Source organism: Fictibacillus phosphorivorans, assembly GCF_001619875.1.
GTDB classification, from domain to species: Bacteria; Bacillota; Bacilli; order Bacillales; family Fictibacillaceae; genus Fictibacillus; species Fictibacillus phosphorivorans_B.
This window is the reverse complement of record NZ_LRFC01000038.1, coordinates 728139-752177: the sequence shown is the minus strand read 5'-3', so window position 1 is coordinate 752177 and position 24039 is coordinate 728139. Positions and strand designations below refer to the sequence as shown.

The window sequence follows — 24039 nt, the reverse complement described above, 5'->3', positions numbered from 1 at the left end:
CTCCTCCATTAATGGCTTCTTAGTGCATCGATAGGATGCAGCTTCGAAGCTTTTTTAGCTGGTGCGATACCAAAAATGATCCCTATGGCTACGGAAAAACCAACTCCAATAAAAATGGTTGTTGCGGTCAAAGCAAAACTTGTTCCCATAATGCTACAAACGATAAAAGCGATTACGATTCCTGATAACAAACCAATCATTCCACCAATAAGAGAAAGAAAAACGGATTCGAATAAGAACTGTTGCTGAATTCTTCTTGGTTCTGCACCGAGTGCTTTTCTAAGTCCAATCTCGGGAGTTCTTTCGGTAACAGAAACGAGCATCATATTCATAATCCCTATTCCGCCAACTACAAGGGAGATTGATGCTATTCCCCCAAGCATGAGTGACATCATGGTTGTGATTTCATTAATGGAAGTAATCATATCCCCCATATTCACAATAGAGTAGCCTTCATCTTTATAGTTAAATGCCTGATTCATAGCTTTTTCCACGTTGCTTGTTACATCACTTGCATACTTAGCATCATCTACATAAATATCTGTATTTGAGACTGATCCGGCTTGGAGGAAACTCCTAGCAGTTGTATAAGGCATGATAATCGTTTCGTTAGTTGAATCATTGGAGTAGCTGTCAGACTGCTCAAGTATTCCGATCACCTTAAATTTCACGCCTGAAATTTCAATCTTATTTCCGATTGATTTTTTGCCTTCAAATAGTTCCTTTGATATTTCTGAACCAATTAAAACAACCTTGTTCTTACTATCAATATCAAGCTTATTGATAGCCCTTCCTTCTTCAACTAAGTCATTATTTTTTCGGAAGTGCATTTGGTTTTTTCCTTGTACAGTGATGTCCTTCATAACATGTTTTAAATACACGATAGATGTTTTACCGGTGAGAGTTGGTGATACCCCTGAGACATGCTCTATTTCTTCTAATTCTTTTATATCACTATCTAAAAGACCCTTTTTTAGAGGGGTACCTTTTATCTGGACAGTAATCTTGTCTGCCCCAAGAGACGACATCTGCTCTGTTACTTCCCCTGTTGCGCCTTTAACAATGGTGATCAGAGCAATTATGGACGCTACACCGATGACAATACCTAAGATCGTAAGGAACGAACGTATCTTATTGTGAACAATATTGGTCCAGGACATTTTTATATTTTCAATCATCATGCTTGTTCACCTCGTCAATCTCGCCATCCAATATGCGGATTATTCTGCTCCCGTTAGCAGCTACCTCCAAATCATGTGTAATCATGACAATGGTCTTTCCTTCCCCATGGAGCTCCTGGAAAAGTTTTATGATCTGCTGCCCTGTCTTTTGATCAAGTGCACCAGTAGGTTCATCTGCAAGCAGAATAGAGGGTTCTGTTACCAATGCTCTTGCAATAGCGACCCTTTGCTGTTGTCCTCCGGATAACTGATGGGGTCGATTCAGCATTTTATCCTTAAGGCCTACACGTTCAAGCATTTCAATGGCACGTTTTTTCCGTGCTTTTGCAGGTATGCCTGAGTAGATGAGCGGCAACTCAGTATTTTGAAGAGCAGTCAGTTTTTGAAGAAGCTGAAATTGCTGAAAGACAAATCCAATTTCTTTGTTACGAATGGCTGCAAGTTCTTTTTCACTGAGATGGTCTACCTGATTTCCTGCTAAGAAATAGTGACCGGACGTCGGCTCATCGAGTAGACCTATAATATTCATAAGTGTTGACTTTCCTGAACCAGATGGACCGAGGACGGCTAGGAACTCTCCCTTTTTAATCTCAAGATTGATTGATTTTAATACGGCCTGTTCTTCTTCACCCATTTGATAGGACTTAGAAATCTGCTTCAGGCTAAGGATTGTTTCAGTCATTATTGTCCCCCCTCCATGCCAGAAGGAGACATCCCTGTTGGTCTTGGTGGCATAAATCCACCTGGTGCTTTTGCTTTTTCTTTCAAGGCAATCAAGACTTTATCTCCATTTGTTAATCCTTCTTTTATTTCGACCATTATACCGTCGTTGATGCCGGTTTTAATGTAGTTTCGCTTAGGTTCACCTTTCTCGCCAGGTACAAGAACATACGCGTTATCATTGTTGTCAAACATGACAGCATCCATTGGAAGGGAAATAGCGTCCGCTACACTTTCGTTAAGAATCTGGGCTCCTGCACTCATCCCAGCACGTATGTCCTTATTCTCATCAAGATCAATTACGGCTGTAAAATAGCTTACTCCATTCTCATTGATCGCTTCTTGTGAAATCGAAGATACGACACCTTTCACTTTCAGATCCAAGGCCGCTATCGTAACGTTTATCTCTTTGCCTTCTGATACACTTTTCAGATCATACTCGTCCACCTTCATGCTCGTCTGCAAATCATCATAGTCTACAACTTCTAGCAGTTCAGCCCCTTGCATAACTTGTTGGTCTTCTTCCGCTACTATATTTGATACTTCTCCATCTAAAGGAGCTTTAATTTCTTCGCCTTCTGTAGTTACTAAAAGTACATCCTCTTTCTTTACAGCATCTCCTTTTTCTACTTTCATTTCTTCTATTTGCATAGCTTTACCACTTCTAACAGTCTGACGTACTTTTGCTTCTACCGTTCCAGAAAATGTGTAGTAGGATGACAAGCTGCCCTTCTTTACAGAAATTTCTTGATAGGCAGCCTGATCGCGCGGCATAAACAACGGAGCCGCTACAGCACCAAACACAACCACTCCAATTATCAAACCGAACACCCATTTTGTTTTCTGTTTACTCATGTTCTATCCCTCCAGCTATCCTGATGAGATAAAACTACTGGAGAAATATGAACTGATTATGAACTTGAAATGTTAATGCCAACTAGTTCGCTTGGTTCATGCATGATACGCAAGAAATCACAAAAGGAAAAAGAAGCGCTACTACAGGGGAGAAGAAGGGGTAGCCATTCTAAAGATCATGTCGAGCATTTTAGAACGGTCATCTAGCTTACATATGAATATGACCGCCTTATTTACTCCAAGGTAATGGGCGGTCTTGCTAGATATACTACCTATGAATGTGAGGGAATAGCATTAGATCAGAATATAAAAGCATTTCATTTTAATACTGAAAAAATAGAAAAAGATGCTCACCACTTTACATAAGTAATTGAAAACTATCACTAATTTAATTTATGATCTTAATCGATTTAGTAACCGTAGTTATCAGTAAACTACACAAACTACATATTTTTATTTACGTTATTTATTGTCAGTTTATTTTTAAAGACTTTTAAGACTTTGTTAAAATTATTTTCTGATACATATAAACCAATAACGATAAATAATGCGCCCACTACAGAAGCTCCCGTTAATTGTTCATTTAAAACAACTGAAGCCGTAGCAACTGTAAATAGTGGTACTAAATATATATAGTTATTTGTCCTTACAACACCTATGGTTTGAATAGCTATATTCCACCAGACAAAACACAAGGCAGAAGCGCCAAAACTTAAGAAAAATAAATTAGCTAATACATCAGGAACAAATAGTTTGTTACTATCAAACGAAAAATCTGTAAGAATTAGAATCGGTATCATGGTAATGAGCCCGTAAAAGAAGACTTTTCTGGTGATATAAATGTAGTTGTTAGAATTACCTAATTTCTTTAATAAAATAGAATACACTGACCATATAATGGCTGCAGATAGAGCCAATAAATCACCTGTAGGGTTAAATGTAAGGGAAAAGGTACCGTTAGTTATGAGAAGAATGACCCCAGACATGGTTACCCCGAATCCAATAAGCATGCTTTTGCTAAGCTTTCCTTCTTTCAGTACTTTGTATGCTATTAATGCAGTGAGCAAAGGAGATGTAGAGACCAAAATACCTACATTTGATGCTAAAGTATACTGCAGTGCAATGTTTTCAATTAAAAAAAACAACATTACCCCTGTAAAACCTGCTCCTAAAAAGAGACACTCTTCTTTTAGACTTCTTATTTTATGAAGCTTTGGGTACAGGATAAACAATAAGAAGTAAGCAACTAAAAACCTGTACAACAGAATCTCAATGGGACTTAAATTCTCTAATAAAACTTTGGTTGATGTGTAAGTCGCTCCCCAGATGAAAACCGTTAATAAAGCAAAAAAATGACCCGATTTTTTGTTCTTCAATAAATCACACCCTCTTAAGAATTCCATTTAAATTAATGTTTATGTGAAATAATGTTACAATGTAAAATAACTATTTTAAATTAAAAATTAAATCGTATTTACATAAACACTTTTCAAATGTAATTAAACGAGGGGGATAATTTTAAAAATGAAAATGGATGAAATGGATTTTAAAATTATAGAAGAATTGAGGAAAGATGCAAGACTCTCAATGCGTGAGTTAGCAAAACGAGTTAATCTGTCTTCGCCATCTGTTACAGAAAGAGTTCGTCGTTTAGAAAGTAAAGGGATTATAGAGGAATATACAATTAAAACAAACCCCAAAAAAATGGGTTATGGGGCTGAATGTATAATCGAGGTTACGTTAAAGCAAGCGGAATATGATCGTTTCAAACTTATTGTTCAACGTCACCCTGGTGTTGTCTTTTGTTACAGAATTTCAGGTAAGTCCTGTTATATGGTTAAGCTCAACGTTGTAGCTATGCAAGATGTAGAGCAATTTATTGATTTAATCACACCTTTTGCCTATACTGCTACCTATTTCATACTCTCTGAAGTACCAATTAGACCAAATTCTGTTTCATCTGAATAAGAACCATTGTTATATCCGAATTCCTGATATCAATGTTGAATTACTTACCTCTATATGGGAAATATGAGTAATGACTATATTTATGTAGTTGTGGGCATACATTTCCCAACTAAATTGGGACTTGCTAAAGGAATAACCAATGACTTTGAAATGATTACCCATACTAAACCAACTTCTATGGCAACGTATATTAAAGATTATTGGCTAAGTTGATAAAGACAAAAATGATGAAGATGATGAATACCTTAGAATACTTGCTCCTGGTAACAAAGTAAAAAACAAAAGCAAAAAAGGCTTCATCTCTTTCTATATGACTTGATCTTGCTATTGAAGTAGATAACATTGCTTCACGTGGTGAAAAAGGTGACAAATCTAAACTAGTAAATAAAACAATAAGAACTTATTAGAGCATATGGAGTAAAGGAAAAGAACAGCTTAATAGCGGTTCTTTTCCTTTTGTTATTATAAAATTTGGTGTGGGGATGAGATTTTTCGACTTTCAAATAGTACTATAAGCGCTGGTAGTATTGCAAAAGCCGCCCATCGAAGCTGTATCCATATATGCAGTTGTAGGATATAAACCCGAAATATTGTTTAATAGCACAAAGAACCTGGGAAGTCTCCCAGGTTCTTTGTGCTTCGAAATTAGAATCATGATCACCTTATTAGTAAAAAGGAAGATCAATAATTTCTATTAGTTGTACGGGTCTCTTGATCGGAGTTCTTAAATTTCTTTCCATCCAAGTCATGATGCAGAGATGAAGCCGGAATTTCTGGATTCGGAATATTTCCAAGCGGCACTGGGTCTGCTTCATAAACAAAGTCTCCTGTTCCGTCTGGAGCACTCCCGGTAGCCCATAACCCTTCTTTTGACTCCTGCCCCTCCGAAAGGTTCCAAAACTTATATGCTTCAGTCTGTGATTCAAGTTCTGCCTCAGGCGGGAATGAAGCTGGTACGACCACTCCGTTACGCTGCTCAAGTTCCTCAATTGCTGCCATCCATTGATATTGATGATAACGATCACGTGCTAGCATCTTACGAAAGGCAGCTCTTACACCCTCATCCCTCGTCATATGATACAAACGTGCTACCTGCAGACGACCCTGACTTTCTGCGTGAAGATTTGAACGCATATCAGCAAGCAAGTTGCCGCTCGCTACTATATATGCTCCGTTCCACGGTACACCATTGGAGTTCGTCGGCATTCCTCCAAGGCCACTTACGAGCAGATGCTGCGGATTGATCCCGCCCATGATCGCTGCTGTTGCAGGATCTTGAGCTGCTTTCGCTTGATCATCTGGCGAAGCACCGTCAAGCAGCTGGCTGATCATGGCACAAAGCATTTCTACATGCCCAATTTCTTCTGTTCCAATATCCATCAGCATATCTTTGTATTTTTCTTCTCCACGACAGTTAAAGCCTTGAAAAAGATATTGCATCATTACCGTCATTTCTCCAAACTGACCGCCCAACACTTCTTGTACCTGTTTGGCAAGCTGTGGATCCGGACGATCTACCTTAATTTCAAACTGTAGTTCCTTCTGGTGGCGAAACATATAATACCTCCCGGGAAAAAGAATTTTGAAACACAACTTAAGAGTTCCCTGTCGTTTTCATATAAAACAGTTTAAAAAGGATTTATATACAAAGGCCTATGTTTGAATGTGCAATTATTTGCTTTGGGGCTCTAGATAGTAAGATTGAAGCAGTCATTAAAAACATAAACTCAGCTAAAAATAATGAAGTTAGCCGTAATGCATCTAACGACATTTGGGATGATCTCATGGTTGTACTACTTAAGACGTTAAGACAACAGGAAAGGCTATTTTTACTGGTTTGGAGGGAAGGACTTCAGTTTGAAATAGGAGAAACAGTAGGATTAGATATTGAGGATGATAAGATCGTAATTGATAAAAAAGGTGCAAAGAGATTTACACAGTTGAGAGGTTTGAGAGGTAGAATTACGATATCTTTAGTGGTGAGAGAGAAACTTGAAGATCAGACATATCATGTTTTAGTTAAACATGAAACTGAACAACCAATTTTAATGCCAGCATAAATTTATGTTGTTAAAACTAGCAGTTACATATGATACATGAAATTTTTAGATTAGATAGTAAAACTAATTTTATTCTAGAAAGCTTAAAAGAATAGCCTTTTAAGCTTTCCATTTTTTTAAAATAGATTACTTTTTGTTTAGAAATAGTGGATAAAAGAGGTCTCCTGTTAGATCTTTAATACGTTTTTCATTTTTTATATCGTAGCTGATTAAGATACAACTTGATGGACCTGCTGATTTATCTAGCGGTAAAGCGCTTTTGTATTCACCGCCTTGCTTGCATATCTGATCGAGTTCTTTTTTAATTCCTTTAGAACCAACTGGAATGAGCTCATAAATTTCTTCCAAGTCACATAATTTCTTGAATAATTTTAGAGGAAGAATTTCATCAGGATGTTTTATAATTTCATCTCCCACAAGAGGTTTTCCCACAACTGCATAACGTGCATCATAGGGTGCCATTATGGTTCGTAGCTTCTGCTTTTTAATCGAACCAATTAGTGTAAATCCCGTAGCAGACTGTACTAAAGAAAAATTGCTTTCTGTGCTTCCCGTAATTTCAATTTTATCCAGCCCTAACTCTTCAAATGCTCTTGTAGCTCCTTGTACCAAGGAAGACCATGCTTTTTCATCATTAAAAGAATGAATAATTAAGGTTTTAGGTTTGGAAGCAGTAGCTAGCGTTTCCATGAGACAGACTCTTGTTCCATAATAGGCGACTATGTCATAAGGCACATTTACGGCGTCATCCCTTTTTTCTCCTATATTGCCTGAATTGTCGGAAGCTACCGTTAAAAGCTGATCATCCTGAAGCGGTAAAAGTAAAAGATTTCTATAACTAGTCATGGCTTTATCCGGATAAGAGACTTTTGCATGGAAGGTCTAACTCTTGGAATGATGATTATTGCAGCTATAACATTTAAAATAGTTGCAACCAATAAACTTGGGAGTAGTGCCAAAACCACTGCTTTCCCGAGAAACGGGTAAAAGAATAGAGGAGCAAAAAACCCGTTTCCTGCAATAAATGTAAAAATGGCTGTCTTTTTTCTATTTAAGCGGTAAAGCAAACCAAAAAGAAAAACAAACCCACCCATAAGCACAGCAATTATAATATGCAACGGTCCTAGTGGAAAGCCAGCAAGATATGCGGAGATAAGATGACCTAAACTTGCGACTCCGACACCAAACACCGGTGAAATGAGTGCGGCTCCCGAAAGAGCAGGCATAGAATCAAATGCCACACTCCCTACAGGTGATGGAATCTTAAGGAATGAGCCTGCTGCCGATAAAGAGAGAAACACGATGAACATCACATACTTTTTATTCATTATTATTTTCTTTACGTTTTCCACCACGGAAAACGACCGCACTCCGTTCATATTCCACATCTTTTAGTCCAGACCGGGAATTAACAACTCTGGCTATCGCAAAAAAGTAATCAGATAATCGGTTTACATATTTTAAAACAACGGGATGTATCTCTTCTGACTGCTGTAACTCCACAATTTCTCTTTCACCTCTTCTAGCAATGGTGCGGCAAACATGAATATAAGAAGAAGCCTCCGTCCCTCCAGGCAAGATGAACCGTTCTAACTCTGGTGCTTCTTTTATGTACACGTCAATTCTTTCTTCCAAAAACGTAATGATTTCTTCTTTTGCCTTAAAGGTATAACCTTTAGAAATCGCTGAAAGATCCCCGCCGCAATCAAAAAGCTCATGCTGAATTTTAATCAACTCGTTTTTGATATCATCGAATTTGGGTTCATGTAGTTTAGCTATGGTTAACCCTACAAAACTATTTAGCTCATCTAACGTCCCATATGCTTTTACGCGGATATCACTTTTAGCAAGTCTTCCGCCAATTACACTTGTCATTCCTTTATCGCCTGTCCGTGTATAGAGTTTCATACTTTTTACTCCTTCAATTCATTTTAAGTTTTGTGAAAGTCCGTACCAGATAACATCAACGTGTTTAGCGACCATGACAATGTCTTGGTAGAACCAGCCTGTATAGTCACGCCAAAGTCTGTCTTCTTTATTTATCGGTACAATCCCTTTTCCAATATCCGTACCAATCAAAACAAGCTTCCGATTCGTTGCTTCTTGTTCCCACATATGCCAGGTTTTCAAATATTGTTCTAACTTCTCTTTAGGATCTGAGTGGTTTTCCCTGATCACATGTTTTACGAAATGCTCTAACCCTTCAAACACAATGAGTGCATGTTCTGAAGAAAGGATATCAAAATCATCAGATTCATATCCGTTAAACCATGCAGAATCTTCCCTTGTAACACCATAGGATTTCATCACCCATTTTGCTTTTCCATTAAAGGCGCCGCCTGTAACAAAGTGCATCTCCCCTCCATTCCTCCTTCCCAATTAAGCGTATAACCCTGTCCATGTCGGGCGTTCCATTCCCAAAAATCCCGCTTTTCTTGTGCAAATTGAGACAATAGATATCGAATCGGTCCACCATGTGTAAGGATTACAACATGATTTATTTCGATATTCTTAAATAAGGGGACCACTTTGTGTTCCCATCCAAGGGATACACGCTTTTTAAATTCAGTAAAGTCTTCTCCATTTGGTGGACAGACTTCTTTTGGCTGATTAAGCCACTTTTGGTATGTAGGATCTTTGCAAAGGTCAGCGTACGTCTTATTCTCCCAATCACCGAAGTTCAATTCTCTAAACTCTTCACAAATCTTGATGTGTACATCAGGGTATAAAATCTCAACCGTTTCTAAACAGCGTCTTCTGTCACTTGTTAAAACAAGGTCCGGTTTTAAGTATCCATGATATGGTTTTAGGTCCAAAAGCTCCGTCTTCCCTTTCTCACAGAGGGAATGATCTGAATGACCTATATATCTTTTTTCCTGGTTGGCCTTTGTTAAGCCATGACGTATGAGAGTAACAGCCATCCTGCGAACCATAACCATGTTTCCATCCCTTCTGTAAATGCTCCGACTGTATCCCCTGTTATCCCGCTAAATTGTTTGATAATAAACCTTCTACTTAACAAAAAACCTATTATACTTACTCCCAACATGACAAGAACAATCATTCCTCCACCTGACAAAAAAGCTAGTAATAAAGCAATTCCCCCATACCATCCATAAAACTTAACACTTCTTCTTTCTACATTTTTTCGGATCTCATAGGCCATGCCTTCTTCTTTTGCAAGAGGAGTAATGAAGAGAAGAACGCCCATCCACGTCCTTGATAGGAATGGAACAAGTAAGAAGATTAACCATATATCTGCCCCTATCATCACTACACTTTCATACATGAATAAGAACCTCCAGCTTAATAAAAAAAGTACAGATAATACGCCAAAGGCACCCGTTCTCGGGTCTTTCATGATTTGAAGTCTTTTCTCAATATCTCTGTATGAAAAATAAGCATCACTTGCGTCCATCCAACCATCTAGATGCAATCCACCTGTCAGGAAAACAGAAAACGTGAACAAGTAGAACGATATGATCAACAGTGAGAAGCTCGAATGGTCTAAAAGATAAAAAGCCTGTATCGCGACTAGTCCGCCGAGAAACAGTCCAATAAATGGATAGAATCGAAAACTCCAGTTACTCGTCTCCTTTGTCCACTGAAACGATATCCGAAGAGGAATAGCTGTCAAAAACTGAACAGCAAGCCCCAATCCATGAAGCAATCTAGAAAACGATGGACTGTTTTTCAAGTTCGTGCGGCCCCTTTCGTAAAATGGGTAAACCTTGTTCCACTTGATACACCCAGTCACTTTTTTGAACCAAGCCTTGATGAAGATTGCCTAGCAATTGTGCAAAAAAATAGGTTCCACTATCATTTATCGGCAGACCATAGTTTACTTCATTGGACACCACAATCAGGATATTTTTCTTTCCAAGCATGCTAATTCCATCCATTATTTTTTTATAGATATTCATTCTTGTATTTAGTTCCAACCACTGTTTCCGCTTGCTTTCCCAGCCATGAAACAGTTCATTCGTCAGCAGATTGGTTAAACAATCCAACAGGATAACACGGTTTGGTTCAATACTTTGTTCTAATTCGTGTATGTTTCGTAGATGCTCCCACGTTTTCCACCTGTACCTGCTTACCCTACGCGCTTCTTGATGTCTCTTGATTCGATCATTCATTTCATCATCTTGCCTGGCACTAGTTGCGATGTAATGAAGTGGAGTTTGCCCACCATAATAAACAGCTATCGTTTCCGCAAAACTGCTCTTACCACTTCTCACACCCCCTGTTATAAAAATAATCATGAGTATGTCCAGCTTTCAAGAACAGTGAGAAGCCTATCATTCTCAATTGGTGTACGAACAGCTATGCGCAGACCTTTTCCATCAATTCCTCTAAAGTTTTCTGTATGCCTGACAATGATTCCGTTTGAAAACAGAAATTGCAGCAGGGGAAAGTGATCCTCACGCGATTCCTTTCGCTGCAGTAAATAAAAGTTTACTGAAGAAGGGGAAACTTCAAACCCGAAAAAATTCAGTATAGGAAAAATTCTTCTTCTCTCTAAAGAGATGTTCTGGGCTGTTTGTTTTATGTACATTTCACCATTCATCAGACAAATTGAGCCTAGTCTTTGTGCGACCCCGTTTACACTCCATGGCGGCTGAAGGGCCTTAAGGCAATTAATTTGTTCCTCAGATGCAAGTGCATAACCGATTCGAGCTCCTGGTAGATGAAACATTTTAGTCAGTGATCTTAAAATAATGAGGTGTGAATAATGCTTTAAAAAGGGTACCGCGGATATGGGCTTCTCCATAAAGTGAAGAAATGCTTCATCAATGACCAATGTAACATCATAGGTTGCAGTAAGATTGATGATAGCCTCTAATTCATCTAATGTATAAGATGTGCCTGTTGGATTACTCGGATGGCAGAGGAAGCAAAGTTTCTTTCCGGTAAGATGAGCTTGTAACTCCTCTACATTCAATTTCCAAGCGTTTTCCTTTTTTGTAAGGTATGAATATACTTCACATCCGTTTGCAGTACAGGCATCTCGGTATTCAGAAAAAGCAGGTTCTACAATCAGTACTTTGCTACCTCGGTAAGCTTGAGCAATCAAAAAGATCAGTTCAGCTGCTCCGTTTCCTGGGAGGATCTGTTCTTTTTCCACTCCATCTTTTCCAGTGGCTATTTGGATAAAATCACTGCACGTTGGATCGGGATAATGAAGAATCTCTTCGTATAGATTGCCCCAAGTAGATTCTATTTCTTTAAGCGGCGGAAATGGATTTACGTTAACACTAAAATCCAAACTACCTTTTATCATTTCACTTTTTAATGATTGGGCAAGCAATTGAGGATTAGCCCCATGACTCGGTAACTGCAAGAAAGATCCCTCCTGTCGCTAGTAAAAATACAGTAAACCATACTACTGCTTTTTCCATAATGGATATAGACTCTACGATATGTACAGGTTCTAAGTCCGAATATGCTTCACCGATAACGGGTCTGTGAGAAACGACCCCTTTATATGTATTTGTTCCTCCTAGTTGGATGCCAAGAATTCCTGCAACAGCTGCTTCTCCCCAACCACTATTCGGACTAGGATGATTCTTCGCTTCTTGTTTAAGCCACGAAACTCTTATTTTTTTCTTTTTCCTGTTTCCTAAAATCATTAGCCAACCCGTCAGCCTCGCAGGAATATAGTTTAAAAGGTCATCGAATCTTGCTGATGCCCAGCCAAACTCTAAAAATCTATCATTCTTATACCCTACCATCGAGTCACACGTATTCACTGCTCGATATACGAAAGCGAGCGGTGCACCGCCGATCAAAGCAAAGAAGAGTGGTGATGTCACTCCATCGCTTGTATTTTCTGCTATTGTCTCAACCGTACCTCTCACGATTTCAGACTGCTGAAGTTGATCTGTATCACGACCAACAATCCAGCTAAGCTTGAAACGCGCCTCTTTCATATCTTCTCGGATAAGCGGGTCATAGACGGAGAGACCCGCTTCTTTTAACCCTTTCGCTGCAATGGTCGTTGCGATTAGAACCGACTCTATTAAAATACCAATCACCACATGAAGATGATAAGCTGCCCATACGACGCACATAGAGAGAGTACATGTGATAAAAAGGACCGAGAGAAGCATGAGAACCCCTTTTTTTCTTTTATGTCTTCCTTTATTTAAAAGGCGTTCTGCGGTCGAGATCATCTTCCCAAATCCTCTTACGGGATGAGGCAACCACCGAGGGTCTCCAATAACCTGATCAATACAGACAGCTAAGACAATACTTATCAAATGGTAGAGCATCACATCATTCTCTTTCTATAATTTTCAATGGCCTGTCCGATTGCTTCGAATACGCCTTTACCAATTGCCTTACCAACTGGTGTTATCGTCCCTGCATACCTCATATGTGTACCGGATTGTGTAGATCCTATGCATATACTATCTGTTGAAGTTCCTGTGGCAACCGTTTTTGAAAGAGGATCTAGTACGTTATATGTACTTAGTGCACTTGTTTTCGCTTCTGTTGCCGTCATCATCGCCTGAACAAACGCTTCATCTGTTAATACACCCTCAATAAAAATCCAAATGTTGATGGTTCCGACTGTGGCTTCTTCTTTTCGAATCCATGATTGAGCGGCATCTACCGCGTTCCCTGTACCAACTGTGACAGCTATCAAGAGAGCGAAATCTTCCTTCTGTATTGAAACTACACTAGCATCTCCCAATCTAGCAGCAGTCATCATACCAATCGTGTCATGCGGATTAAACTGTTTTTCTTTCAAATAGTTTCGATATTCATTGTGGGCGTCATCAATATAATAGTTCTTATCTACGTGGCGGTTTACAAATGTGGATGCCCACTGAAAACCTCCACCTATCAATGCAGACGATAATGTCTTTAAAGGAAAAGGACTAGAAAACACCATGAGCTCTTTTGTAGCAGTTAGTTCGAGTTTTTGAATCGATTTTTCTTGAGTTTTCATTTCAGGTACGGGTGCGATTATTGGGCTTGGTGCTTCAGGATGGTCCCTCCGAGTTAAAGGGGTATAATATACTTCTTGAAGAAGTTCCTTATTCATAATCGCTCGTGGATGCCCGTTTGCTTTAACGATTCCATCATCCAACAAAATAACTTCATCACAATAAAGGCTAGCAATATTTAAGTCATGTAGAATTGCAACGACGGTTAACTTCCTTGTATATACCCATTTCTTCAATAAATCCATTAATTTTATCTGATACGAGAGATCCAAATGGTTTGTTGGTTCATCAAGGAGCAGGATCTCAGGTTCTTGAGCTAGTGCCTTTGCCAGCATGACTCGCTGTTGTTCTCCACCACTTAGCTGATTGATGCTTTTGTGTACAAAATCCTGAACACCCGTCAGCTCTATCGCCTCTTTTACTACCTGCTCGTCGTGTGCACTCGCCACCTTTAGCAGTCCCTTGTAAAACGGATATCGGCCAAGCTCTACGACTTCCTGAACCGTAAAATCAAATGAACTTCCTGCATGTTGCGGCAAGACAGCCATTACTTTTGCCAGTTCTTTTGCTGTATAGTTTTGCAACCTTTTCCCTTTTATAAGAACTTCTCCCTTGTCCAAAGGATGTGTTCCGTTCAATACTTTCATCAGAGTGGTTTTTCCGCTTCCATTTGGTCCGATGATTCCAGTCATCTTCCCTTTTGATAGGGATAGAGAGAGGTCATTTAAGACCTTTTTCCCTTCATATCCTGCACTTACATTGACAACAGAGATCATGCGGTCATCCTCCTTCGTCGATGTTGAATAAAAATAATGGCAAATACAGGACTTCCAATGATCGCGGTCAGAACACCAATCGGTAACTCAGTTGGCGCAATAATAGTGCGTGCCAATAAATCAACCAGCACCAAGAACACACCACCTAGCAACATCGAAAGAGGAAGCAAGTGTCTATGATCGACTCCCCATAGCATTCTTCCGATATGTGGGATAACAAGGCCGACAAAACCGATTGTTCCGGATACAGCAACCGCTGACCCTGTTACGAATGACGCTCCAATCAGAACGATTGTCGTATGTTTCTTCACATCAACACCGATGTTTTTTGCATCACTTTGACTAAAAGACATAGCATTTAGTTCCCTTGCGCTCCCAAGTAGCATGAGCAAACCTGCTGCAAGAAAAGGTGTGATTAAAGAAACGTATGACCAGCCTCTCATCGAAACACTTCCTAAAAGCCAGCCGATGATCTGACGCAGTTCTTCACCTGATAAGGCGATCAGCAGTGATATAAGGGAGCCAAGAAATGAACTACATAGAATGCCCGCTAAGATAATGGTTTCCACAGACAAGTTTCTCTGTACCAAACGTGCAAAAGAGATCACACCAACTAGCGTAAAAAAACCAGCAGCAATCGAAACGACTGGCAAGGTAAAATGTCCGAGACCCGGAAGCTGAACCCCAAAGAACAGTACGATGACCGCTCCAAGCGAAGATCCTGAAGAAACGCCGAGTGTATAAGGATCGGCTAAAGGATTTTTCAAGAGACCTTGAAACGCAGCTCCCGCGAGAGATAATGCAAAACCAACTAACATGGCAAGGAGCACCCTTGGGAGCCGGATTTGCATAATGATCGATACTGTCGAAGCATTAATCGGCGCTCGCAATGGATAATTAAAAATTTCTGCACCCAAAATTTGTACGACATGAAAAAGGGGGATCGACACAGATCCGATCGATATCCCCAAAACCAATGATGCAGCGATTAAGATAAAAAGTATTCCATAAGAAACATATATTTCACTTTTTGAAAACATCTGGATAGATAGCTTTTGCAAGCTCCTCCACTCCTTCAATCAATCGCGGACCAGGACGTGTCACTTTGTCCGAATGTACATCATAGATGTTATTATTTTTAACAGCACTTACATCTTTCCAAGCTTTTCTTGCTATCACTTGTTCTTTTGGCTTTTCCGTATAGTAGCCGTAAGTTGTAACGATTACATCTGGGTTGTAAGCTACTGGTTGTTCTTCTGATACTTTTGCCCATCCATCTAGGTCACCTGCTGCGTTCTCCGCGTTAATCGCTTTGAGCATTTCATCAATAAACGTACCTTTACCAGCTGTATAGATCTCTGGGGAAGGTGATACCTCTACCCATACTTTTTTCTTTTCTTTCACGGATTTCGCTTTATCTTCAATATCAGCAAGGTCATCTTTCATCCCCTTAATGATCTCGTCGCCTTTACTCTCTGTTCCAGTCACTTCTGAAATTGTATCAATGGAGTCATACGTGTCGTCAAAATTAGTCGCATCCTTTACGACAAATACAGCAATACCGGCATCTTCAAGTTGTTTTAACCCGTCTTTTGCTGTAGCCATGCCTGATTCGTGAGCTAAAACAAGGTCAGGCTTTAATCCAACAATCTTTTCAACGTTAAATTCCATTCCGCCGATCTTTGTCTTTTTTGCAGCAGCTTCTGGATAATTATCAAAATCAGAAACACCTACAACTTCTTTCTCTAACCCAAGAGCAAACAAGATTTCCGTATTGCTCGGAATTAAAGAAACGATTTTTTCAGGCCGTTCCTCAATGGTTACTTCTTTTCCGCTAGCATCTTTTACTTTTAAAGGAAAATCTGATTGTACTTTCTGTGAACCCTTACCGTTCTGATCAGCTGTTTCATTTGCGGTTGAACAACCCGTGATGATGGCGATCACCAATAAAAGCATCATGGTCATTTGTGTAAATTTCTTCAAAATCTTCACGCTCCAGTTATGTATAAGTATTTAGCTGTTTTTCGTGCAAAAGAAAAAAGCTCTCCTTGTTCAGGAGAGCAAATCAATAGTAAAAATCATGATATACGATGATTACAATTGCTTCACCTTTTCCTCGAAGGTTGCACAGACAGACAGATAAGGCAGGTATCCTGACTCTCGTTCATCAAGCTTCTTTCCTTCCCATTCGTCTTGAACAGTGGATTTTAAGAAGCTCTCCCGATTACAGTGGCGGGACCGTGCTGGACTTTAACCAGCTTCCCTTTTAACGTTTATAAAAAACGAACCTTATCCGTGTATTCAGCTATCACCATTATACCGTTTTATCCAAAAATATGAAGAAAATTTTTAGAATAATAAATTAAGTGTCTTCAAACCATGAACGACAATGTAAAATCAGCATACTCGTCATCTACCGGAATTAAAATAAATAACGTCCTGGTTCAGTCCAAAAATTTATTCCTTACTTTAGAAAGCACGTCACTTTTACACTTCATATCCAATCAACCATTCTAAACGCTTAATTTGAAGGGAGTCAGGCATCGTACGCAGTAAAACGTTCCTAAGTTGGATGGATATTGGATTCTCAAGTTGCATGAATTTCCCCATAGCTCTTGATCCCCTTACAACTTTTGCAGTTCGAGGAATTCTGATTCTTTCATATATCTTAACAGCTTGTTGAATGTCTTCGGGATGCTTCACAATGCAACGCGATAGTACTATAGCATCTTCCAATGCCTGGGCACCGCCTTGTCCCAAATTTGGCAGCATTGGATGCGCCGCATCTCCAAGTAAGGTAGCCATACCCTTGCTCCAAGATTTAATTGGTTTTTTATCAAAAATTTCATGAGTGAGAATATTTGCTTCCTCAGTAGACTCAATTACCCCTTCTATTGGTCCCCACCATCCCTTAAAATGATCCAAAGCTGTATTTTTTCTGTTCTCCGTTGTCTTCAGAGTTCCAAGAGGGGTATTAATAGCTGCAAACCAAAAGATTCTCCCTTTACCCAAATGAGAGTATCCGAACCTTTTGCCTGGTCCCCAAGCCTCAAAACCTCCTCCCAGTTCAATTGGAAAGCGTTCATCTTCAAAATGGGATATGCCACGAAAAGCAGTAAACCCAGAATAACGAAGAGGTGACGAGCCGATTAAGGATCTCCTTAGTTGAGAGTGAACTCCGTCTGCACCGATTAATAGATCTCCTTCAACTACTTCTTTGTTCTCAAATATCGCCCTTATTTTCGACGTATTCTGTTCTTTACGAACAAGCTTTCTTCCTAAAAAAACAGTATCTGGCTTTAAATTTCCATATAAAATACGCTGTAGATCTGCTCGATGAATCAAATAACTGTATGTCCCATATCGCTTTGCCTGTTTGTGAACTGGTAAATTCAAAAGAAGCTTACCATCCCAAGTTCGTATTTCTGCTTTTTTAACGGGTGAACCCATTCTACGAACCTGTTCGCCTATACCCAACTTGTCCAATGCTTTCATAGCATTTGCAGCCAATACAATTCCTGCTCCCATTTCCTTAAGTTCTGTAGCCCTCTCGTATACAGAAACGTCTATCCCTACCTGCTGCAAGGCATTTGCTGCTGAAAGTCCACCTAATCCACCACCATTAACGATTATCTTTGGGGAAGTGGTTGATATACCCATATTGATCACCTTTCCTGCAATCCTTTGATGTATATTAATTATAACAATTTGGTGTAGTGCAAGAAAAATTCAATCATAACCTCTTTATCGAAACATTCATTTGTAGCACTTTCTAAATCAACTTAATTTAAAGTCTATATAAATAGTAATCCTGTGAATGTACAATTTGGAATCCCACTGCTTTATATAGACCAAGAGCATGATCATTTTTTGTTTCAACTTCTAGATGTACCGAATGCCCAACTGAACTTTGATCTTTTATGACTCGGCGCAACACGTTCCTGCCAATTCCTTTACCTTGATGCTCTGGTAAAATGGAAAACCCATAGATCCAAGCTTGCCCATCTTTTTGCGAAACACGAATTTTCCCTACTGTTTGTCCATTGACATCGATCATTAACATATTCGTGTTTCCTTCTTTTTCAAACGACCGTTCCATGGACTGGGCATCTTCTCGAGACATCCCGAAAGCTTCAACAGATAAACGGATACGCATGTCTAAATCATCTACTTCTGCTTGTCGGAGGGTTAAATCCTCCACCGGCTGTAAGGATTTTTCTTGCCACACCATTTGATGTTCTGAAAATGTAATTAGCGCCTATTTTATATAAAAAAGCTTTTGCTGCATCTGATTCCGCCGGTGTATTTAATAATACTTAAGTTTTAGCTTTATATGATCATGAGACTCACAATCTTTTTGTAGTTTTTTAATATCTATAAGTTGTTGTTTTGTTAACCTATTGATCTCCTTTTTTCATATCTATGATCCGGCTTTTATTAGTTCAATAAAAAAGAGCACATTCCTTTCTTAAAGGAATGTGCTCTTTTGCTAAGGATCAGATAATTAAGTTTTATAACTTCAATAATCAACCTGTCACCACACTTTTGGATTACACACTTTAGTTATGTATTCTAAGTAGGCACTTTTCATAAATTTCTATTGTTTCAATTTGTAATGCATTTAAATCAATTTTCAAATTCCCCTCACGCTCTTCACCTTCTTCACCTAACCAACAAATATAAATTTCGCAATAATCGCCTTGAGGAAGCAACTCTTTTAGTAGGTGACATAAATAGAGAAAAGTCTTTTTGGATTTTTCATAGTTATGTGGAGAATGAATCCTATGATATTCATTCATTTGCCAAATAGGATGACCTTTTTCAGAAACTTCATAAATAGAGGACGTCGTAAAATGGTTCTGCTTCACTACACCACGGTTCTCTTCATCTGAAAAAACATAACATATTTCGACTTCATCCTTCGTAAGGTATTCACTTAGTTGAACTTCAAAGTTCAAACCGATATAGGTTGCCATACTCATGATCAAAAACTCCTTGTTATAGGGTGATTTTCATATAATCCCTTCCTATACCTTAAACTTTTCTAAATTGTTAATTGATTTTAGCATAGATACAAGTGTCAGTAAGCTGGCTGCCATCTGCGGATAGATCTTCATTCCTTAAAGTACCTTCTAATATAAAACCCAGTTTTTCCGCTATTAAGCGACTTTTTACGTTTTTTGAGTCACATCGTATTTCAATTCTTCTAAATGCGAGATGATTTAACCCAAAGTTAACTAACTCCTTTACTGCTTCCGTTATATAGCCTTTTCCGCTATATTTTGTATTAATCCAGTATCCCATTTCACATTTTGGAATGTCCCAGTCAATCCTATGAAGGCAACTCTTTTAAACAATCAATTACACTAAACTTAATTTCAAAGTCTCAACTTCTAATTCTAATTCCAATAAGGACTTTTGTACTCTCCTGAAAGGGAAGCTCCCTTTATTTCAGCTTTTATAATCATTCATATAACTCCTTAGCAGTTCTACTCTATCTCCTCAGTTCAATAAGAAAGTGCACTTCTCCTTCTTGAAGAATTGCACCGGATTGCTGAAGGATATAAAGTAACCTATTATTCACCTTGTCCCATTCTTACACCCTATTGTTGAATAGTTAAAAGAAATCTTTTGGTATGATTTCAAACAGTATGGAGAAATAAAAAAGAACCCATAAAAGGACTAAGGGTTCTATTCGTGAGCGTTTATGGATGCAAAAAAACCTTATTATCATAGAAGGTATTTATCTGCTAAATTCATACTCTAAAATGTTAAAAATAACTCACAAGTTAAATTAACTTTGGTTACCTATCAGGTTCGCTTCGAATAAATCGATGATTTCTAAAAACCTTGATTAAATTCTCCATTGGACTCCCAAGTGTGCCTCCAGTTGGATACCCCATTGTGTACCTCCTTATACAGAACCCATTTCCTTTCAAATGTATTTTTAATTTCATGAAATTATTCAAAAAATTAGTCAGATCTTGTATCATCATTATTTATCAACATTCTTATGGAATTAGTGTATCCGGAGAACAACTACTCAAGAGAAGAGTCAAGAGGTTTAATTCTTAATGGAGAAAACCCAAGTTCCTGTTGTTTTTAAAAATAAATTAGTCAAATGTTCATTTCCTTCTAAAGAAATTCACCGATTAAGAAGATATCCAAATAGATTTTAAAATTAGAAAAACATAGGGAGCATTTAATCTTCCTATGTTTTCATTTCTTTTATTCATCTTTTTGTTTTTGTTTCTTTTTCAAATACTCTGCACGTATTTTTTTAACATGCTTCTTTTTATCAAATTTGGCAGGCGCGTTTTTTCATGAAACTTTGTCACAGCTACCTTACCTTTGTTATCCAATTGAAAATTTACCCACTTTGTTCACCTATTTTTTTTATCTTAAAAGAGAATCTATTCAACAATATACTATACCTTATCTTCCTGAAGTAAACCTTATTACTTTATTAAGTACGGTTAACTTTGTATATAGTAGTAATTATCAGAGTTACTCCACTAATTCTATTTTCATCAATACTCCTTTTAAACAAAAACCTAAAAATAATTAGATGATAATTATAGTTCAATAAAATAGAAAATTCAAAATAGCATTGAAAGCGAATACAATTCCATATATACTAGTTTCGAAACGTTTCGATGCTCGTATATGATAACGAAAGGAGATTAAAGATTATGAGAATGTTAATTTTAGATCTAGATTCTTTACGTGCAGACCACCTAGGTTGTTATGGGTATCACCGAAATACTTCCCCAAATATTGATAAAGTGGCTGAGGAAGGAGTTCGATTTAGTAATTATTATACTACCGATGCGCCTTGTCTTCCTTCTCGTACAAGCCTTATGACAGGACAATTCGGTATACATCACGGAGCAGTTGGTCATGGTGGTACAGCTGCAGATCTACGTCACGAGGGACCAAAACGTGATTTTCAGGATCGCTTAGTACAAGAAAGTCTAGCTGGTTTTTTACGTAGTGAGGGCTTGAAAACCACCCTAATCAGTCCTTTCCCTGAAAGACATTCAGCTTGGCATTTTAATGCAGGATTTAATGAGATTTATAATACAGGTAATTGTGGCATGGAATCCGCTGAAGAAGTTACACCTACTGTAATAGATTGGTTGGATCGCAATGCAACACAAGATGATTGGTGCTTATATGTAAACTATTGGGACCCACATACCCCGTATCGTGTTCCGGAGAGTTTTGGAAATCCGTTTAAAAAAGATGACCTTCCAAATTGGCTTAATAAAGACGTATTAGAGAAACACAAAGAATGTGTTGGTCCACATAGTGTCCACGAGATTGATATGTTTTGGAGTAATCCATTGCCACAATTCCCAAGGTATCCCGTTGAAATAAAAGGTATGGACGACATGAAAAAAATGATCGATGGATACGATTGTGGCGTTCGTTATATGGATGAACATATTGGGAAAATCCTCACAAACCTTGAAAAACAAGGAGTTTTGGATGAAACCATTATTGTGATCACTGCTGACCATGGAGAGAATTTAGGAGAATTAGGAATTTATGGTGAACACGGAACAGCAGATCACGCAACGTGTAGAATACCGATGATTATTCGGTGGCCAGGAATGCTAAAACAGCACGTAGATCATGGATTGCACTACAATATAGACTTAATCCCTACATTGGCAGAACTTTTTAACAAACCTGCCAAAAAGAGTTGGGATGGTATGAGCTATGCTTCCGTTCTTCAAAATGGAAAAGAGAGTGATCGAGAGTTTCTAGTCATTTCTCAATGTGCTCACGTATGTCAACGTGGTGTTCGTTTTGGAGATTGGCTTTATGTTCGAACCTATCATGACGGTTATCACCTTTTTGACAAAGAAATGTTATTTAATCTAAAAGAAGACCCTCATGAGCAACATAATCTTGCGAACGATCGGAAAGACATTTGTAAGGAAGCGGTATACTATTTAAACGAATGGCACGATGAAATGATGAAGACCATGGATAACGATGTAGATCCATTATGGACAGTCATGAAAGAAGGCGGCCCTTATCATGCTAATGGGCATCTTAAAATGTATGCTGAACGATTAAAAGAAACTGGACGGGAACTACATATTGCAGAACTTCAAAAACGTCATCCTAGAGAATTCGAATAAGCCTTTTAATCAAGTTGTATCAAACAACCTTTTCGGGTAGAAACAGTCTATTTCTTAAAGGAGGTATATAGAATGGTGAATAAAGCTTGTTGCGCAGTAAACAGAACGAATAAAAATATCAAACTCGCAACCAGTGAAAAAGCTGCAGAATTAAATCTATATAAAGAAGATATGATCTATTTAGAAGGTGGAAGCTTTTTGATGGGGACAGATGATCAGGAAGGTTTTCCTGAAGATGGCGAAGGACCGGTACGAGAAGTACATGTCGATCCCTTTTATATCGATGCGTATGCGGTTACCAATAAAGAGTTTGCTCAATTTATTGAAAGTACCGGATATATGACGGAAGCAGAGAAATTTGGATGGTCCTTTGTTTTTCACCTTCTAGTGTCTGAAAATGTGAAACGTCAAACCACTCAGGTGCCACAACAAACACCTTGGTGGCTTGTTGTAAATGAAGCTTCTTGGAAGCAGCCAGAGGGACCAGATTCAACGATTATAAACCGCATGAACCATCCCGTCGTACACATTTCTTGGAATGATGCGGTTCATTATTGTAATTGGAAAAAGAAGCGTCTACCTACTGAAGCTGAATGGGAATATGCTGCACGCGGTGGATATGAACAAAAGAAATATCCATGGGGCAATCAATTAAAGCAAGACGGAAAACATCAATGTAATATTTGGCAAGGGCATTTCCCTAATGAAAACAAGGCTGAAGACGGATATATAGGAACAGCACCTGTAGACGCTTATTCGCCAAACGGTTATGGGTTGTACAATGTGGTAGGGAACGTATGGGAATGGTGCTCTGATTGGTTTAGCCCTATACATGAATTAAATAGCATTAGTAATCCCACTGGACCAATTAAGGGACATTCCAAAGTGACAAAAGGTGGATCTTATCTTTGTCATCAATCTTATTGCAATCGATACCGAGTAGCCGGTAGAAGTGCAAATACGCCTGATAGCTCAACAGGTAATTTGGGGTTTCGTTGTGCAGCAAATGCAAATTAATATCATGAAAGGTCCTTTAGAGGATCTTTTAAAAAAGAGGATGTCCAAAAGTAGAACTTTTGAAGTCATGCCTCTTTTTTTAGGTTCTGCGGTATCATTAAATCTCTTTCGATAGACAATAACTCCTCCAATATTACAGTAGATAATCCTACTCCTAATTATTTGTTCAATAAATTCAATAAAAAAGAGCACTTCTCCTTCAAAAACCACCCATATGTTGAATAATCAATGTTTGCTTTATAAACATAAAAATCAAATTGATAGGAGTTCTTATTGACTGTTATCCTTTTTTACTGAGGTCAGGTCAAATTCGAACTATTAAAAAAGTAGCTTTTAAAAAATTAATTATTGAACCT

24 protein-coding genes, 1 pseudogene and 1 riboswitch are annotated in these 24039 nt (G+C 38.4%); of the genes and pseudogenes, 4 read left to right on the top strand and 21 right to left on the bottom strand.

Annotated elements, in window-relative coordinates; translation table 11 throughout:
- Positions 1–8: 8 nt before the first annotated feature.
- The 4 genes from AWM68_RS19475 to AWM68_RS19460 all read right to left on the bottom strand — a co-directional run bounded on the left by AWM68_RS19475 (position 9) and on the right by AWM68_RS19460 (position 4132).
- Positions 9–1181: an ABC transporter permease gene (locus tag AWM68_RS19475; RefSeq protein WP_066245532.1), complete on the bottom strand. Its 1173-nt coding sequence runs from the start codon at positions 1179–1181 to the stop codon at positions 9–11.
- Complete coding sequence (locus AWM68_RS19470; RefSeq protein ID WP_197468212.1) at positions 1171–1851, bottom strand: ABC transporter ATP-binding protein; 681 nt, start codon at positions 1849–1851, stop codon at positions 1171–1173. The genes AWM68_RS19475 and AWM68_RS19470 overlap by 11 nt, the downstream gene beginning before the upstream one ends.
- Before the next feature lie 11 nt (positions 1852–1862).
- Positions 1863–2756 carry an efflux RND transporter periplasmic adaptor subunit gene (locus tag AWM68_RS19465; protein ID WP_066245528.1) on the bottom strand — a complete coding sequence of 298 codons (894 nt, stop codon included), beginning with the start codon at positions 2754–2756 and terminating at the stop codon, positions 1863–1865.
- A 443-nt stretch (positions 2757–3199) separates the two neighbouring features.
- Positions 3200–4132 carry a DMT family transporter gene (locus tag AWM68_RS19460; protein WP_197468205.1) on the bottom strand — a complete coding sequence of 311 codons (933 nt, stop codon included), beginning with the start codon at positions 4130–4132 and terminating at the stop codon, positions 3200–3202.
- Positions 4133–4280: 148 nt separating this feature from the next.
- Between AWM68_RS19460 and AWM68_RS19455 the strand changes: the two genes are divergently transcribed.
- Complete coding sequence (locus AWM68_RS19455; RefSeq protein ID WP_066245524.1) at positions 4281–4724, top strand: Lrp/AsnC family transcriptional regulator; 444 nt, start codon at positions 4281–4283, stop codon at positions 4722–4724.
- Positions 4725–5405: 681 nt separating this feature from the next.
- Here the strand turns inward: AWM68_RS19455 and AWM68_RS19450 are convergent.
- Positions 5406–6281 carry a manganese catalase family protein gene (locus AWM68_RS19450; RefSeq protein ID WP_066245522.1) on the bottom strand — a complete coding sequence of 292 codons (876 nt, stop codon included), beginning with the start codon at positions 6279–6281 and terminating at the stop codon, positions 5406–5408.
- A 227-nt stretch (positions 6282–6508) separates the two neighbouring features.
- On the opposite strand from AWM68_RS19450, the gene AWM68_RS19445 reads away from it, so the two are divergent.
- Complete coding sequence (locus AWM68_RS19445; protein ID WP_156488469.1) at positions 6509–6784, top strand: hypothetical protein; 276 nt, start codon at positions 6509–6511, stop codon at positions 6782–6784.
- A 126-nt stretch (positions 6785–6910) separates the two neighbouring features.
- Here the strand turns inward: AWM68_RS19445 and AWM68_RS19440 are convergent, their stop codons facing one another.
- The 16 genes and pseudogenes from AWM68_RS19440 to AWM68_RS19365 form a co-directional block, all read right to left on the bottom strand.
- Positions 6911–7630 (bottom strand): hypothetical protein, encoded by a 720-nt coding sequence (locus AWM68_RS19440; RefSeq protein WP_066245519.1) that lies wholly within the window; start codon positions 7628–7630, stop codon positions 6911–6913.
- Complete coding sequence (locus AWM68_RS19435; RefSeq protein ID WP_066245518.1) at positions 7627–8112, bottom strand: ECF transporter S component; 486 nt, start codon at positions 8110–8112, stop codon at positions 7627–7629. Before AWM68_RS19435 ends, AWM68_RS19440 begins: the two co-directional genes overlap by 4 nt.
- On the bottom strand, positions 8105–8692 hold the full coding sequence (locus tag AWM68_RS19430) for a cob(I)yrinic acid a,c-diamide adenosyltransferase (RefSeq protein WP_066245516.1): 588 nt from the start codon (positions 8690–8692) through the stop codon (positions 8105–8107). Before AWM68_RS19430 ends, AWM68_RS19435 begins: the two co-directional genes overlap by 8 nt.
- Before the next feature lie 18 nt (positions 8693–8710).
- Positions 8711–9139: a bifunctional adenosylcobinamide kinase/adenosylcobinamide-phosphate guanylyltransferase gene (locus AWM68_RS19425; RefSeq protein WP_066245514.1), complete on the bottom strand. Its 429-nt coding sequence runs from the start codon at positions 9137–9139 to the stop codon at positions 8711–8713.
- On the bottom strand, positions 9091–9705 hold the full coding sequence (locus tag AWM68_RS19420; RefSeq protein WP_231868469.1) for a histidine phosphatase family protein: 615 nt from the start codon (positions 9703–9705) through the stop codon (positions 9091–9093). The genes AWM68_RS19425 and AWM68_RS19420 overlap by 49 nt, the downstream gene beginning before the upstream one ends.
- Complete coding sequence (locus tag AWM68_RS19415; protein WP_066245512.1) at positions 9675–10481, bottom strand: adenosylcobinamide-GDP ribazoletransferase; 807 nt, start codon at positions 10479–10481, stop codon at positions 9675–9677. Before AWM68_RS19415 ends, AWM68_RS19420 begins: the two co-directional genes overlap by 31 nt.
- Positions 10456–11046, bottom strand: a complete 591-nt coding sequence (locus tag AWM68_RS19410; RefSeq protein WP_066245510.1) for a bifunctional adenosylcobinamide kinase/adenosylcobinamide-phosphate guanylyltransferase — start codon at positions 11044–11046, stop codon at positions 10456–10458. Before AWM68_RS19410 ends, AWM68_RS19415 begins: the two co-directional genes overlap by 26 nt.
- Positions 11043–12125, bottom strand: a complete 1083-nt coding sequence (locus AWM68_RS19405; protein ID WP_066245508.1) for a pyridoxal phosphate-dependent aminotransferase — start codon at positions 12123–12125, stop codon at positions 11043–11045. The genes AWM68_RS19410 and AWM68_RS19405 overlap by 4 nt, the downstream gene beginning before the upstream one ends.
- Positions 12100–13056, bottom strand: a complete 957-nt coding sequence (gene cbiB, locus AWM68_RS19400) for an adenosylcobinamide-phosphate synthase CbiB (RefSeq protein WP_331710060.1) — start codon at positions 13054–13056, stop codon at positions 12100–12102. Before cbiB ends, AWM68_RS19405 begins: the two co-directional genes overlap by 26 nt.
- Entirely contained in the window at positions 13056–14513 is a 1458-nt protein-coding gene (locus tag AWM68_RS19395) for a heme ABC transporter ATP-binding protein (protein WP_066245504.1), read from the bottom strand. The genes cbiB and AWM68_RS19395 overlap by 1 nt, the downstream gene beginning before the upstream one ends.
- On the bottom strand, positions 14510–15574 hold the full coding sequence (locus tag AWM68_RS19390) for a FecCD family ABC transporter permease (RefSeq protein WP_066245502.1): 1065 nt from the start codon (positions 15572–15574) through the stop codon (positions 14510–14512). Before AWM68_RS19390 ends, AWM68_RS19395 begins: the two co-directional genes overlap by 4 nt.
- Positions 15537–16496, bottom strand: a complete 960-nt coding sequence (locus AWM68_RS19385) for an ABC transporter substrate-binding protein (protein ID WP_066245500.1) — start codon at positions 16494–16496, stop codon at positions 15537–15539. The genes AWM68_RS19390 and AWM68_RS19385 overlap by 38 nt, the downstream gene beginning before the upstream one ends.
- Positions 16497–16639: 143 nt before the next feature.
- Positions 16640–16820, bottom strand: a riboswitch (cobalamin riboswitch).
- Between the two features lie 180 nt (positions 16821–17000).
- The gene (locus tag AWM68_RS19380; protein ID WP_066245497.1) at positions 17001–18173 is read right to left on the bottom strand and encodes an FAD-dependent monooxygenase; all 1173 of its coding nucleotides are present in this window, start codon (positions 18171–18173) and stop codon (positions 17001–17003) included.
- A gap of 127 nt (positions 18174–18300) precedes the next feature.
- Entirely contained in the window at positions 18301–18744 is a 444-nt protein-coding gene (locus AWM68_RS19375; RefSeq protein WP_066245495.1) for a GNAT family N-acetyltransferase, read from the bottom strand.
- Between the two features lie 328 nt (positions 18745–19072).
- Complete coding sequence (locus AWM68_RS19370) at positions 19073–19495, bottom strand: hypothetical protein (protein WP_066245493.1); 423 nt, start codon at positions 19493–19495, stop codon at positions 19073–19075.
- 70 nt (positions 19496–19565) lie between these two features.
- A pseudogene (locus tag AWM68_RS19365) lies at positions 19566–19853 on the bottom strand (GNAT family N-acetyltransferase); the annotation flags it as partial.
- A gap of 1352 nt (positions 19854–21205) precedes the next feature.
- Here AWM68_RS19365 and AWM68_RS19360 point away from each other — a divergent pair.
- Positions 21206–22666: a sulfatase family protein gene (locus AWM68_RS19360; RefSeq protein ID WP_066245491.1), complete on the top strand. Its 1461-nt coding sequence runs from the start codon at positions 21206–21208 to the stop codon at positions 22664–22666.
- 72 nt (positions 22667–22738) lie between these two features.
- Entirely contained in the window at positions 22739–23683 is a 945-nt protein-coding gene (locus AWM68_RS19355) for a formylglycine-generating enzyme family protein (RefSeq protein ID WP_066245489.1), read from the top strand.
- Positions 23684–24039 lie beyond the last annotated feature (356 nt).